The 13,734-nt window shown below is 69.1% G+C and carries 15 protein-coding genes and 1 pseudogene; 5 read left to right on the top strand and 11 right to left on the bottom strand.

Annotated features, from left to right (window positions below):
- The first annotated feature begins 159 nt into the window (after nt 1–159).
- A complete protein-coding gene (locus AB6732_RS03805) occupies nt 160–984 on the top strand; it encodes an alpha/beta fold hydrolase (RefSeq protein WP_370958441.1) in 825 nt (274 codons plus the stop codon).
- Between the two features lie 132 nt (nt 985–1,116).
- On the opposite strand, the gene AB6732_RS03800 is transcribed toward AB6732_RS03805, so the two are convergent.
- Nucleotides 1,117–2,430, bottom strand: coding sequence for an MFS transporter (locus AB6732_RS03800; RefSeq protein ID WP_370958439.1), 1,314 nt, complete (start codon nt 2,428–2,430; stop codon nt 1,117–1,119).
- A 189-nt stretch (nt 2,431–2,619) separates the two neighbouring features.
- Between AB6732_RS03800 and AB6732_RS03795 the strand changes: the two genes are divergently transcribed.
- Nucleotides 2,620–4,038 (top strand): DUF2130 domain-containing protein, encoded by a 1,419-nt coding sequence (locus tag AB6732_RS03795; protein ID WP_370958437.1) that lies wholly within the window; start codon nt 2,620–2,622, stop codon nt 4,036–4,038.
- 40 nt (nt 4,039–4,078) lie between these two features.
- On the opposite strand, the gene AB6732_RS03790 is transcribed toward AB6732_RS03795, so the two are convergent.
- Entirely contained in the window at nt 4,079–4,444 is a 366-nt protein-coding gene (locus AB6732_RS03790; protein ID WP_370958435.1) for a VOC family protein, read from the bottom strand.
- A 93-nt stretch (nt 4,445–4,537) separates the two neighbouring features.
- Here AB6732_RS03790 and AB6732_RS03785 point away from each other — a divergent pair, with 93 nt between their 5' ends.
- Entirely contained in the window at nt 4,538–5,512 is a 975-nt protein-coding gene (locus AB6732_RS03785; protein ID WP_370958433.1) for a helix-turn-helix transcriptional regulator, read from the top strand.
- Nucleotides 5,513–5,584: 72 nt separating this feature from the next.
- On the opposite strand, the gene AB6732_RS03780 is transcribed toward AB6732_RS03785, so the two are convergent.
- From AB6732_RS03780 to AB6732_RS03770, 3 genes are all read right to left on the bottom strand, one after another.
- Entirely contained in the window at nt 5,585–6,523 is a 939-nt protein-coding gene (locus tag AB6732_RS03780) for an MIP/aquaporin family protein (protein WP_370958431.1), read from the bottom strand.
- Between the two features lie 202 nt (nt 6,524–6,725).
- Nucleotides 6,726–7,058, bottom strand: coding sequence for a DUF202 domain-containing protein (locus AB6732_RS03775; protein WP_370958429.1), 333 nt, complete (start codon nt 7,056–7,058; stop codon nt 6,726–6,728).
- Between the two features lie 2 nt (nt 7,059–7,060).
- Nucleotides 7,061–7,417: a YidH family protein gene (locus AB6732_RS03770; RefSeq protein ID WP_370958427.1), complete on the bottom strand. Its 357-nt coding sequence runs from the start codon at nt 7,415–7,417 to the stop codon at nt 7,061–7,063.
- 71 nt (nt 7,418–7,488) lie between these two features.
- On the opposite strand from AB6732_RS03770, the gene AB6732_RS03765 reads away from it, so the two are divergent.
- On the top strand, nt 7,489–8,607 hold the full coding sequence (locus AB6732_RS03765) for an ADP-ribosylglycohydrolase family protein (RefSeq protein WP_370958425.1): 1,119 nt from the start codon (nt 7,489–7,491) through the stop codon (nt 8,605–8,607).
- An 89-nt stretch (nt 8,608–8,696) separates the two neighbouring features.
- Here the strand turns inward: AB6732_RS03765 and AB6732_RS03760 are convergent.
- From AB6732_RS03760 to AB6732_RS03745, 4 genes and pseudogenes are all read right to left on the bottom strand, one after another.
- A pseudogene (locus tag AB6732_RS03760) lies at nt 8,697–9,254 on the bottom strand (3'-5' exonuclease); the annotation flags it as partial.
- Nucleotides 9,255–9,317: 63 nt separating this feature from the next.
- A complete protein-coding gene (locus AB6732_RS03755) occupies nt 9,318–10,004 on the bottom strand; it encodes a hypothetical protein (RefSeq protein WP_370958423.1) in 687 nt (228 codons plus the stop codon).
- Complete coding sequence (locus AB6732_RS03750; protein ID WP_370958421.1) at nt 10,001–10,948, bottom strand: ABC transporter ATP-binding protein; 948 nt, start codon at nt 10,946–10,948, stop codon at nt 10,001–10,003. The genes AB6732_RS03755 and AB6732_RS03750 overlap by 4 nt, the downstream gene beginning before the upstream one ends.
- Nucleotides 10,945–11,352, bottom strand: coding sequence for a GntR family transcriptional regulator (locus AB6732_RS03745; RefSeq protein ID WP_370958419.1), 408 nt, complete (start codon nt 11,350–11,352; stop codon nt 10,945–10,947). The genes AB6732_RS03750 and AB6732_RS03745 overlap by 4 nt, the downstream gene beginning before the upstream one ends.
- 164 nt (nt 11,353–11,516) lie before the next feature.
- Here AB6732_RS03745 and AB6732_RS03740 point away from each other — a divergent pair, with 164 nt between their 5' ends.
- Nucleotides 11,517–12,188, top strand: a complete 672-nt coding sequence (locus AB6732_RS03740) for a DedA family protein (RefSeq protein ID WP_370958417.1) — start codon at nt 11,517–11,519, stop codon at nt 12,186–12,188.
- 91 nt (nt 12,189–12,279) lie between these two features.
- Here AB6732_RS03740 and rdgB read toward each other — a convergent pair whose 3' ends face one another.
- Nucleotides 12,280–12,933 (bottom strand): RdgB/HAM1 family non-canonical purine NTP pyrophosphatase, encoded by a 654-nt coding sequence (gene rdgB / locus AB6732_RS03735; RefSeq protein WP_370958415.1) that lies wholly within the window; start codon nt 12,931–12,933, stop codon nt 12,280–12,282.
- Entirely contained in the window at nt 12,930–13,715 is a 786-nt protein-coding gene (rph, locus tag AB6732_RS03730) for a ribonuclease PH (protein WP_370958413.1), read from the bottom strand. Before rph ends, rdgB begins: the two co-directional genes overlap by 4 nt.
- Nucleotides 13,716–13,734: the final 19 nt, after the last annotated feature.

Here is a 13,734-nt window from a genome sequence, read left to right as displayed (position 1 = left end):
GCGGACAAGCGGATGAAGCATGGCCCGGAGGGCTCCTGCCCGGACCCGCGCGAGCGGTAGAGTGACTTCACGGGCCGGAGGAGGCCCCCGGACCCCGACGACGGCGCCTCGGAGGCAGCCGGCGCGGCGTCCGCGACATCACCCAGGAGGGACACGGACATGACCCGGCACGCAGGCCAGAATCAGCCGCACACCGTGGAGGGACGCGACCCCGGGCTCAACGTCGAAGTGTTCCGCGGCGAGACCGACGCCGGGCTGCCGCCGATTCTGCTCGTCCACGGCTTCTCGTCCAGCATCGAGCTCAACTGGGTCCAGAGCGGCTGGATCCGCGACCTCCTGAAGGCCGGCCGCTGGGCCATCGCGGTGGACCTCCCGGGCCACGGGCGCAGCGAGGCCCCCGCGGACATGGACTCCTACTCCCCCGGCAAGATCCGCGCCGATCTGCTGCAGGCCGTGACCGACGTCGGGGCCCGGCCATTGCGCGATGGCGACCCGGGCAGTGGCCTGGACGTGATCGGCTACTCGCTCGGCGGGCGCATCGGCTGGGAGATCGCCGGCACGCAGCGCGGGCTCGTCCGGCGTGCGGTGCTCGGCGGCCCGAGCCACAACGACCCGCTCGCAGAGTTCGACGTCGTGGCCGCACAGCGTCACCTCGCCGACGGCACTCCGATCGCCGACGCGTCGACCGCAGCATTGCTCACCATGGCGCAGCTCGTGCCGAGCAACAACATCTTCGCGTTCCTCCAGCTCATCGAAGCCGCCAAGGTGGAGCCGTTCGACCCCGAGGACGCCGTGCCCCATCAGGACGTGCTCCTCGCGGCGGGTTCGGAAGACCCCCGGGCGGCATCGCTGCCCGCCCTCGCGGCCCTGGTCGAGGGAGCGGGCGGTCATGCCGAAACGCTCCTGATCCCCGGGCGCAATCACACGAACGCCGTCACCAGCCGGGTGTTCAAGGAAGCCGCACTGGAGTTCCTCTCCCGCTGATCCCGGGCCGCCCCACGCCCAGTGCGTTGAGTGCTCAGTAGTTGCGGGTTCTGTGCATCAGGACTCGCAACTACTGAGCACGCAACGGGGAGCGCACTCAAGGAGAAGCGGTACTCACGGGCGAACCAGCCCTCAGCGGGACAGCGCCTTGAGGATCCGTCCGGCCACGAGGCCGAGCAGCATGAGCAGCAGCGCGGCCGAGCCGGACACCAGGAACGCCGGACGCGAGCCGCCGGCTTGCGCCGCGGCGCCCGCCACGGCATAACCGAGAGCCGTTCCGGCGACGATCCCGCTCGAGAGGGCGGTCATGACGGTCGACATGCGCGCCGTGGGGGCCACCTGGGCGCCGATGGCGAACACGGTCACCATGAGCGGCCCCACCGCGACACCCAGCAGGAGCAGCACGGGGATGATGCTGCCGAGTGTGAGCGGCAGGAGCAGCAGCGCACTGCCCGCCGTGAGGAGCAGGGCGCAGAACACCCATCGCGCGCCGTGGCGGAACTTCTCGGGCCAGGCGGCGATGGACAGCGCCATGACCGCGGAGCTGAGCCCCATCGCCGAGTAGAGCAGGCCCGCGAGTTCCGGATTGGCGAATTCACCGGCGAAAGCGCTCAGTGCGGCTTGGGTGCCGCCGAAGAAGGTGCCCATGCAGACCATGGCCAGCACGGCGACGACGACCATCGCCAGACGCAGCCGTTCCGCGCCGTCCGGGGCCTCCGCCGTCGTCGTCCCGGCCGGCGCGTTCCGCGTCCCCTGGACGGCGGTGACACTCGGATGGAGGGCGAAGAGCGGGACGAGGACCAGCGTGAGGAGCGCGGCGAGCGCGAGCGGCAGCCAGGGGGCGAGGAACGCCGCCAGGACTCCCACGAGCGCAGGGCCGAGGACGAAGGTGAGTTCGTCGGTGGTGCCTTCGAAGGACATCGCGACGTCGTTCATGCCGGCGCGCGAGCCACGCTTCCGGCCGATCAAGGCGAGCCAGCGCACCCTGGAGAGCGGCCCGACCTGCGGCGAGGTGAAGCCACCCGCGAAGGCCGCCGCCACGATCCACGGCACGGACGGATCCTGCGACGCCAGGCACGCCCCCAGAAGAAGAGCGAGCGAGACGACGTTGGCGGCCGCGTAGCCGAGGAGCACGGGACGCTGGCCCAGGCGGTCGGCGAGCATGCCGACCAAGGGCGCGCCCACCGCGGAGCCGATGCCCACGGCGCCGGCAGCCAGGCCGGCCGAGGCGTAGGAATGCGTGACGGCGGTGACCAGACTCATGGTGCCGATCGTCAGCATGGCCAGCGGGAGGCGGGCCAGCATGGTGAGGAAGATGTACCAGCCGCCGCTGAGGCGGGGAAGCTGCGCGTACTGCCGGAACATGCCGACGATGCGCTCCCAGGCGGAGACCGGGGATGCCGCCACGGAGGGGCGGTCTTCGGAGGTACGGGAGGGTGCTGTCATGGGCAGAACTCCTGAAAGGTGATACTGCAGAACGCAGTGCGCACCGTCCCTGCCACCCGATGCGCCCGACCCTTTGTACTCCCTCCAGTATACCGGCGTTCCCGTCCACGCAGCGCGTCAGAGTGTCGCCCGTCCACTATAGGCTGGGGGCTGCGGAATGGATCCCGGCGACGCGGAAGGAACACGGACATGCACGAGGTGGTTTGCCCCCATTGCGGGAAGGCCTTCACGATCGATGAGGCGGGCTACGCCGAGATCGTCCGGCAGGTCCGGGACCGCGAGTTCGAGGATCAGTTGCATCAGCGGCTCGAGCTGGCCGAGAAGGAGAAAGCCGCGGCCGTGGAACTCGCCGAGTCCCGCATGGCCCAGGAACTCCAGAAGGCCGCCACCGCGAAGGATTCTCAGATCCAGGATCTGAAGGCACGGCTCGAAGCCGAGGAGACCGCGCGGCGCCTCGCCGTCGCCGAAGCCCTGGGCGATGTGGAGAAGCAGCGGGACACCCTCCAGAATGAGCTCCAGCAGGCCCGCCGTGACCAGCAGACCGCCACCGAACTGCTCGAGGCGAAGCTGCGCAGTGAACTGCAGGCCGCGGCCGCCGCCAAGGACGCGGAGATCCAGAACCTCAAGGCGAAGCTCGACGCCGGCGAGACCGCCCGGCGGCTGGCGATCACCGAAGCGGTGGGCAACGTGGAGAAGGACCGCGATGCGCTGCGCAACGAGCTGGAGCGCGCGGCCCTGGAGAAGAAGCTCGCGGAGCAGGCGCTCAAGGACAAGTACGAGACCCAGCTGAGGGACCGGGACGACGCGATCGAACGCCTGCGGGACATGAAGGCCCGCCTGTCCACCAAGATGGTGGGCGAGACGCTGGAGCAGCACTGCGAGACCGAGTTCAACCGCCTGCGGGCCACCGCGTTCCCGCGCGCGTACTTCGAGAAGGACAACGACGCCCGCAGCGGCAGCAAGGGCGACTACATCTTCCGCGACAGCGATGAGAACGGCACCGAGATCGTCTCCATCATGTTCGAGATGAAGAACGAGAACGACGGCACGGCCACCAAGCACAAGAACGAGGACTTCCTCAAGGAACTCGACCGGGACCGCGCCGAGAAGGGCTGCGAGTACGGCGTGCTGGTCAGCCTCCTCGAAGCCGACAGCGAGCTGTACAACGGCGGGATCGTGGACGTGTCCCACCGCTATCCGAAGATGTACGTGGTGCGGCCGCAGTTCTTCATCCCGATCATCACCCTGCTCCGCAACGCCGCGCTGAACTCGCTGAAGTACAAGACCGAACTGGAACTCGTCCGGGCGCAGAACATCGACATCACGGAGTTCGAGGATCAGCTGGAGGACTTCAAGAGCCGCTTCGGCAAGAATTACGAGCTGGCGTCGCGCCGCTTCCACGAGGCGATCGAGCAGATCGACAAGTCCATCGCGCAGTTGCAGAAGGTCAAGGAGTCGCTGCTGGGCTCTGAAAGGAACCTGCGGCTGGCCAATGACAAGGCGCAGGACGTGACCATCAAGAAGCTCACCCGCGGCAACCCGACCATGGCGGCCAAGTTCGCCGAGCTCTCGCGGCCGGACGGCCCGGAACAGCCCACGCTGGAGTAGCGCGGGCCGCCTCGGGCTCCCGCCCGGTGTCGACGGCCCCCTAATCCACCGGTGAGACCCGGATGAGATTCCCGTCCGGGTCGGCGATGACGAAGGTGCGCCCGAAGACGTCGTCGTGCGGCGCCTCCAGGACCGTGACGCCCTTGGCGGACCACCTCGCGAACACCGCGTCCACGGCCGCCGCCGAGCCGGGCACCATGAGACCGATCTCGCTCGTGCGGGTCGTGTCCGGGGTGGCGTGTTCACTCCGGCCTGTCCACAGGGCGAACAGCACGCCGGGCGCCACCTCGAAAGCGACATACCGCGGGCTCGTGAAGGTGGGCGACATCTCGAACAGATCACTGTAGAAGGCGGTCGCCGCCTCGGCGTCGCGGACGTAGAACAGGAAAAGATTCGGTGCGGACATGAGAACTCCTCGGGTCGCTGATCATCAGTACGGGACCAGCTGACCAGGAAATCACGACACCTCTTGTCACCTTTTCTGGGATTATTGCTGTTCATGAAAGCATCCCGGCTGCTGCACCTGCTGCTCCTGCTGCAGGTCCGCCAGCGACTGACCACCACGGAGCTCGCGGAACGCCTCGAAGTGTCCCGCCGGACCGTCCTGCGGGATGTCGAGGCGCTCTCCGCGGCGGGGGTGCCGGTCTACGCGGAACGGGGACGCCGAGGCGGCATCGTGCTGCTCTCCGGCGCCCGACTGAACGCCTCCCACCTCGACCCCGCGGAACTGGAGGCGCTTTCGCTCACGGGTCTGGACGCCCGGCAGCTCGAGTCGCTGGGACTGTCCGGCGCCCACCAGGCGGCCGCGCGGAAGATCGACGCGCGGGCCGCGGCGGGCGCGGGAGACCCGGCCCTGGCGCGCCTCGCCGATCTGGTCCACGTCGAGAGCACGGCCTGGTTCGCCGGCCCGGGCGCCGGCGTCGACGTCGCGGACCTCGCCTGGGCGCTCCGCGCCATGCGCCGGATGAGGATCGAGTACCGGCGCAGCGCCGAGACCCGGACCTCCACCCTCGTCGTGGACCCCTACGGACTCGTCGCGAAATCGGGCCGCTGGTACCTGGTCGGTGACGTGGACGGTGAGGGCCGGCTGTTCGCCCTGGAGCGCCTGTCCGGTTACCGGTCCCTGGACACTCCTGCGGTGCTGCGCGACGGCGAGACGCTGCGGTCCGTGTGGGCGGCCCTGAAGGCACGCACCGAGTCGGCGGGAGGGGCGAGCGTCACGGTCCGGCTCCGTGCGAGCCGCGTCGACCTGGCCCGCCGGATACTCGGCACCCGGCTCGGATCCGTCGCGGTCGCGCAGGACGGCTGGTGCACTGCCGTCGTCCGCTATCCGGACCTCGCTTCGGTGCGTCAGCTGCTCCAGTTCGGGGACCACCTCGAGGTCCTCTCCCCCGATGCCGCGCGCGAGGTGATCCACCGGCTCGCCCAGGACCTGGCCCTGCGCCATGCGCCGCGCTCCCCCGGCAACGACTGAGCCGGGCGCACCGCAGGGACGGCAGAGGCCGCCGACCTCAGGGTCGGCGGCCTCTGCTCGGGGCGGGTCGGGCTACTTCTTGTCGAAGAAGTCCCGGGCCTCCTCATGTTCGGCGGCGGCGCGGTCGCTCTCCGCCGGTTCCTGCGGAGCCTCCACCACGACGGTCTCCTCGACCTTCTCGACGACGACGGCGGCCACCGGCTCAGCCTCCGCCGGAAGAGTGGCCTCCGGCGTCGTGGGAGCGGCGCTGGAGAGGCTGATGAGCCGCGCCACCATGCCGGTCAGCAGGGCGCCGGCGAGCGGTGCGACCCAGAAGAGCCACTGCTGCTGCAGGGCCCACGGCTCGGCGAACGCCGCCGTCGCCAGGGCACGCACCGGGTTGAACTGGCTGTTGGACAGGCTCTGGGCGAACTGACCCAGGACGGCCACGGTCAGACCCACGGAGACCGCGGCGGCGGCGAGGCTGTTGCCCTTCCCGTCCTTGCTGGCGGCCAGGTAGACCGCGGCGAGCACGGCCGCGCCGATGATCTCCACGATCAGCACGCCGGGCAGCTGCACCTGGAACGGCGAGTGCTCGGCGTACCCGGCGGCCACCACGCGGAACACCGAATCGATCTTGGTGCCATCCACGTTGCGGAGCACGGCGACCAGCGCCAGCGCGGCGCCGAAGGCGCCCACCAGCTGTGCCAGGAGGTACACCGCGGCGTCGCGCCAGCCCGAACGGCCCGCGACGGCGGAGGCCAGGGTCAGGACCGGGTTGAAGTGCCCGCCGCTGATCCGGCCCAGCGCGTACATGGCGGCGATGGTCGCCAGACCGGTCGCGATGGGTCCCGGGAACGGCGCGAGGGACGTGTTGGTGAAGATCACCACGCCCGCCCCGGCCAGGACCACCAGGAAGGTGCCCAGGAGTTCGGCTCCGGCGCGCAGCAGCAGGCCGGTGGCCGGCTGCTGTCCGTTGCCGGGAATCGTGCGGGGGGCCGTTTCGGCGCGCTCAGCGTCGACGGAAGTCATGAATGTCCTGTCCTTCGAAAGTCGGCTTGGTGGGGGTGCGCGGCGAGGTTCCGGCCACGCGGACCACCTCACCATGGCATCACAGCCTGTGAGCCCCCTGTGGCCTCTAAGTCTAGTGCCAGGGGTCCCCGGGCTGAGCTCTGCGAAGTTCGGGGCCGGCACTGGACGCCAGTGCCGGGGTACCCGGGCTGAGCTCTGCCGCTCAGCGCACGAGCATGACCGCCACGGCGCAGCACGCCAGCAGGCACACGGCGGCGGAGGTCCCGGCGATCGCCAGCGCTCGAGGCGCGCCCTCGCCGTCGCGCAGGTGACGGACCCGGAGGACGGCGAACGCGCACACGACCACCGTGGCGACGGCCGCGGCGGCGACAGCGACACCGTTGACCACGGTCACGGGACCACTGCCGTCGGCACGGGGGAAGAGCCAGGACCGCAGGATGAAGAAGTCCACCACGAGCAGAGAGAGCAGCGTGCGGCGCCAGGCGAGCGCCGTGCGCTGCGGCTGGAGCCCAGGGTCGCGCTCGGCGTCCTCCACGCTCAGTGCCGCACCACGATCAGGACGGCCAGCACCAGCGCGGCCAGCACCACCACCACGCTCATGACGAGCAGGATCCAGGAGAAGGGCAGTTCCCGGCCCTGGCGCATGGCGTCCTCGGCCTGTGCCCAGCGGCGGTACGCCATCCCGGCCAGCCCGGCGCTGATCAGCGCCAGAACCACGCACAGCGTGATGCGGAGGAACACCGGGGCGATGCCGGGCGCCAGCTGATCCACGGCGACGGCGCCCGCGAGCAGTGCCAGCGAGGTCCGGAGCCAGGCCAGAAAGGTCCGCTCGTTGGCCAGGGAGAAGCGGTAGTCAGGGGCAGTGCCACGCTGCCGCCACCGGGGTTGTCGCATGCCTCAAGGGTACCGTCGCCGCCCCGGCCGCCCGTGCGTCCGGCACCGCTCGGGGACGATAGATTGGCACCATGGCAATCGCATCGAAGATCCGCGGCTCACTCCTGGGCGGAGCCCTGGGAGACGCCCTCGGTTACGTCGTCGAATTCGACCAGATCCCCGTCATCCGCGAGCGCTTCGGCGCCGAGGGCCTGCAGGGATTCGAGCAGCTGGACGGGCCCGTCGACTTCTCCGATGACACGCAGATGACCCTCTACAGCGCGGACGGCCTCTCCGAGGTGCTCGCGTGGGCCAGGGACGGCGTGGCCGCCGACGAGCTGGCCTGCGTCTGGCTCGCCTATCTCCGGTGGCTGCAGACTCAGGGCATCGAGCTGCCGGACTCCGCCCCGCACCCGCAGCCTCGCTGGATCGACGCCCAGGAAGTCCTCCGCCATCAGCGCCATCCGGGGAACGCGTGCCTCACCGGGCTGTCGACCGGTCAGATGGGCACCCCGGCGCGCCCCGTCAATCCCGACAGCAAGGGCTGCGGCACCGTGATGAGGTCCGCGCCGTTCGGCCTGGTCCCCCAGCTCGCCCCCGAGGCGGTGCTGCGCCTGAGCGCCGACGCCGCGTCCCTCACCCACGGACATCCGTCCGCCCGCCAGTCGGCCGCGCATTTCTCGTTGCTCATCCACGCACTGCTCCTCGGGGCATCCCTTGAGGACGCTGTCGAGGCGCTGGCCGCACGGCTCCGGGAGGATTCCGCGACCGACCCGGCGCTCCTGCTCCGCGTCTCCCGCGCACTGGAACTCGCCGCCGAGGGCCGTCTCCTGTCCCCGGAGGAACTGTGCGCGGAGCTCGGCGAAGGGTGGGTGGCCGAGGAAGCACTCGCCATCGCGCTGTACGCCGTGCTGGCCACTCGCCCCCCGGGTGATGCTTCCGCCACGACGACGCCGGGCGACGACGCCGCTGAGGCCCAGCCGGCTGCCGGGCCGTCCGCCGTGGCATCGTCCCAGCGGCACTTCCGCGCCGCCGTCGCGCTGGCGGTGAATCACGACGGCGATTCCGATTCCACGGCGTCCCTGGCCGGCAACATCCTCGGCGTGCTGTACGGCGAGGAAGCGCTTCCGGAGGCCTGGCTGAGAGGCGTCACGGGTCTGTACGTGGTGGAGCACATCGCGGACGAACTCGCACGACTCGTGGCGGAGTAGGAGTAGAGGGCCGCCGGCCCCAGCCTGTGCCGCGCGCCCGTGAGCGCAGCTCTGCACTGCTCGGCTCAGCGCGTCGGCACACCCGCGGTCTGGGGCAACGCCATGCCGAGGCCTTGATACAGCTCCTCGACCGAACCGGCTCCCTGCCGGGTGGCGATGTCGACCAGGATGCCGGCGCACGCCCGCGCATCCTCGGCCGGATCGTGGTGATTGATGAGGGGCACGCCCGCCTGGTGCGCCGCGAAAGGCAGCGAATTGGACGGCAGTCGGTAGCAGCGGCGGGAGAGCACCACCGTGCACGCGTAGCGGTACCGGGGTGCGCGTTCGCCTGAAACCCTCAGTGCGGCGTCGATGACGCCCAGATCGAACGCGGCGTTGTGAGCGACCACCACGTCGTTCCCGATGAACTCCTGGATCCTGGGGAAGAGCTCGAGGAAGCGGGGTTCCCCGGCCACTTCATGCGGGTGGATGCCGTGGATCGCGATGTTGCGGGGGTCGAAATGATCGTGGCCCGCAGGTGGCCGGATGAGGAAGCAGTCCTCCTCCACGACCAGGCCGTCACGGACCCGGGTCATCCCCAGGGCACAAGGAGAGCCCCAGAATCCGTTCGCGGTCTCGAAGTCGATCGCGGTGAAATCCAGGGGCACTCCTCAAGCCTACGCCTTCGCGGGGACGGTCCGGGTCAGGCCGGACCGGTCACCGCCCGACTGTCAGGGCACCGCCCGCCGGATGGTGAGGAACGCGCCCAGTCCCATCGCGGCCGCCAGCAGTGCGAGAATTCCGGAGAGCCCCAGGATCGAGATCTGGACGAGGAAGTCGCCCACGGCACCCCAGAACCCGCCGAGTGTGACGACGAAGATCGCGGCCACGACCAGCAGGGCCAGCCCGATGCTCACCACGAGGACTCCGGTGACGCCCCACCGCTTGTAGAGCGTGGCGCCCCAGAACCCGAGGGTGAAGAAGAACAGCGTGATCACGAAGGACACGATCATGCTCTGCCACCACGGCCCGTCGAAGAGGTACGGCACCCGGAAGAAGTACCCGTCCATCCCCCAGCCGTGAGTGGCGAGTTCCACCTGCGTGCCGATCCCGTAGATCACGGCCATGCCGAGCGCCACGGCGGAGAACGTCACGTAGGTGCCGAAGAAGTACGCGCGACGGGTGACACTCATGCCCAGGGAGAACGGGAAGGTCAGCGTCAGGCTCTGGATGCCCAGGGCGAAGAAGTACCAGAGCGGGGCGAACGGCGCTCCGCCACTGAACTTCGGTCCGGACGGGATGATGGCGAAAAGCGCCAGGCAGAGGGCGAACGCCCCGCCGAGGATGACGGCCGGGATGCCCAGGAACGTCCACTTGTTGATGAGCTGCATGCGGCTGACCGCGAGGACCCTGTTCACCGGGCCACCTCCTTGCTGTCCGTGCCGCGACCGGAACGGGCGGCGTCGTTCAATGAGCTCTCCGTGCCCTGAGCGGACAGGGAGGCGTGCACCACCAATTGCTGGAGCGAGACCTGGCCGAGTGTCAGGCCGAGCTCGGCCGCCTCGCGGCGCTGCGCCGCACTGAGCCGTCCGGCGATCGACACCGACACCGTGTTGAGCAGTCGCTCCTCGAACAGGACCGGGTATCCCTCGATGAAGGAGGCGACCACCTCGGCCGGGCCCGCCACACTGACGGCCGAACCGCGGATCTCCTCGGCCTCGTCGTCCATGATGATCCGGCCCCTGTCGATGACCACGATGTGCTCCAGCAGGTTCGCCACCTCGTCGATCAGGTGGGATGAGAGCACCACGGTGCGGGGATGGTCCGCGAAGTCCTTGACCAGGTGGTCGTAGAACAGGTGGCGGGCCACGGCGTCAAGCCCGAGGTACGGCTCGTCGAAGAACGTCAGCTCGGCCCTGCTCGCCAGGCCGATCACGATGCCGACGGCGGACAGCTGCCCCCGTGAAAGCTTCTTGATCCGCCGCTTGAGGGGCAGCTGGAAATCCTCCGCGAGACGCTCGGCGAACGCCTGGTCCCAGTCCGCGAAGAACAGGGCGGCTGCGCTGAAGGCCTGTGCCGGCGTGAAATCGTCCGGGTACTTCTGCGACTCGCGGATGAAGCAGATCCGGCGCAGGACCCTTTCGTTCTCGTAGGGGTCCTCGCCGAACACACGGACCGTGCCGCTGCTCGGGAAACCCTGAGCCGTCAGGATCGACATGAGGGTGGTCTTCCCCGCGCCGTTACGCCCGAGCAGGCCGTAGATCCTGTTCTGCCGGAATTCCAGATTCACTTCGTCCAGCGCGATGACGTCCTTGTACCTGCGGCCGAGACCGCGTACCTGGACCACTGTCTGTTCGTTCATGGTTGTGCCTTCCCCTGGGTGCTCGTGTCATGACCGGCCGGCGTCTCGTCGTCCAGCGCTGCGGTCAGCATCGCCAGCAGCTCTGTGCGGGCGATGCCCAGCTTCCCGGCCTCACGGCAGAGCGGCTCGACGAACTGTGACGTGAAGTGCTCGCGACGCCGGCCGAGCAGCTTGTCCCTCGCCCCGGCCGCGACGAACATGCCGATGCCGCGGCGCTTGTACAGGATTCCTTCTTCCACCAAGGTGTTCACTCCTTTGGCTGCCGTGGCCGGATTGATGCGGTAGTACTGGGCGAACTCGTTGGTCGAGGGGACCTGGGTTTCCTCCGGGAGGGCTCCGGAGACGATGTCGTTCTCAATCAGAGCCGCGATCTGGAGAAAAATCGGACCGGAGTCGTCGATCACCGCACACCTCCCAACCACACTGGTTCATTACTCATGTAACTAACCATAGAACCATTGAACCTTGCTCGCAAGCCCGTGGAGGGAACGTCCAGCGAAACCCCAGTGGAGACCCGTAGGCTGGGACGGTGATTGATGCCTCTTTTGCCGCCGATACCCTGCACGCCATGGCGCGTGTACCCGTACCGACCGCTTCCTTCCTGCCGGACTGGCTGAACCCACAGATCTTCCTGGCCGATCCGGCCCTGGCTCCCTGGGTGGTCCTGCTGGTCTGTGGCATCGTCTTCGCGGAGACCGGTCTGCTGGTGGGATTCTTCCTGCCGGGTGATTCCCTGCTGTTCACGGCCGGCCTGCTCGTGGCCACCGGAACCATCAAGTTCAACATCGTCGCCCTGATCACCCTCGTGGTCATCTCCGCCATCATCGGCAACCAGTGCGGCTACCTGATCGGCCGCAAAGCCGGCCCCGCGCTCTTCAACCGGCCCGAATCGCGCCTGTTCAAGCACGAGAACGTCGAGAAGGCCCACCTCTTCTTCGAGAAGCACGGCGGCAAGGCTCTGATTCTGGCCCGCTTCGTGCCCATCATCCGCACCTTCGTCCCCGTCATCGTGGGCGTCGCGGAGTACGACCGGAAGAAGTTCTTCCTGTTCAACGTGATCGGCGGCGTGCTCTGGGGCGGCGGCGTCACGCTGCTCGGCTACATCCTCGGCGACCGGGTGCCGTGGGTCTCCAAGAACCTCGACCTGATCTTCATCGTGATCGTCCTCGTCTCGGTCCTGCCGATCCTCATCGAGGGCATCCGCGGTTACCTGGACAAGAAGAAGTCCGGCCAGGCCTGAGTCCTGCCGCGGATCCCGTCCGGCCCCGGACACACGAGAGCCCCCACTGGATTCCAGTGGGGGCTCACGTGTTTCACAGGTGGATCAGCGGCTAGGACAGCGCCTTCACGATCGCGGGCAGCAGGGCCCGGAACGCCTTGCCGCGGTGGCTGATCGCGTTCTTCTCCTCGCGGCTCAGCTCAGCGCAGCTGCGGGTCTCCCCCTCCGGCTGCAGGATGGGGTCGTAGCCGAAGCCGCCGTCGCCGCGCGGCTCGCGGAGCAGGGTGCCGTTCAGCGTGCCGTACTCGACGACGTCGTACGCCTCCTCCGTGCCCGCCGGCACGGTGAGCGCGGCAGCGCAGACGAAGGCGGCGCCGCGGTGCGGCTCGGCGATGTCCCCGAGCTGGGCCAGCAGGAGATCGAGGTTCGCCTGGTCGTCGCCGTGACGGCCCGCCCAGCGGGCCGAGAAGATGCCCGGGGCGCCGCCCATGATCTCCACGCTCAGGCCGGAGTCGTCCGCGATGGACGGCAGCCCGGTGGCTGACGCCACGGCGCGGGACTTGAGCAGGGAGTTCTCCGCGAAGCTCGTGCCGTCCTCCACCACGTCGGGCACGCCCGCCGTCGCGGCGTCGATCACCTGGGTGTCGACGTCCAGGCCGGGCACCTGCCCGCGCAAGAGGTCACGGAGTTCGTTCAGCTTGCCGGCGTTCCGGGTCGCGAGCACCAGGCGGGCGCCCTCGGGAACGGTGTGCTCGGGGGCCGTCACAGGATGCCGTCCAGGGTCTCGCCGAGCGTCTCCCGCTGGATCGCGGCGAGCTGGCTCGTGCCGATCAGGGCCAGATCCAGGAGACGGTTCAGCTCGTCACGGTCGAACGGCGCACCCTCGGCCGTGCCCTGGACCTCCACGAATTTGCCGCCACCGGTGACCACCACGTTCATATCGGTCTCGGCGCGGACGTCCTCCACGTACGGCAGGTCCAGCATCGGCACGCCGTCGATGATGCCCACGGAGACCGCGGCGATCGTGTCGGTCAGCGGCTTGGCCTTCGGGGCGATGAGCTTGTTCTCCCGCGCGAAGCGGATGGACTCGGCGAGCGCCACGAAGGCGCCCGTGATCGCGGCGGTGCGGGTGCCGCCGTCGGCCTGGAGCACGTCGCAGTCCAGGACGATGGTGTTCTCGCCCAGCGCCTTGGTGTCGATGATGGAGCGCAGCGAACGGCCGATGAGCCGGGAGATCTCGTGCGTGCGGCCGCCGATCTTGCCCTTCACGGACTCGCGGTCGGAACGCGTGTTCGTGGCACGGGGCAGCATGGCGTACTCGGCGGTGACCCAGCCGCGACCCTCTCCCTTGAGCCAGCGCGGCACCCCTTCGGTCAGGGACGCGGTGCACAGCACGCGGGTGTTGCCGAACTCGATGAGCGCGGACCCTTCGGCCTGGTTTGACCAGCCGCGGGTGATGCTGATGGGCCTCAGCTGCTCGGGGCTGCGCCCGTCGGCGCGCGCCACGGTGGCGGGCAGGGATGACTCGTTCGAAAGGTTGGGGGTCATGACACCAAGCCTATCGCGG

The sequence above is a fragment of the Arthrobacter sp. RCC_34 genome, assembly GCF_041360795.1.
Taxonomy (GTDB): domain Bacteria; phylum Actinomycetota; class Actinomycetes; order Actinomycetales; family Micrococcaceae; genus Arthrobacter_E.
This window is presented reverse-complemented; position numbering and strand designations above follow the sequence as displayed.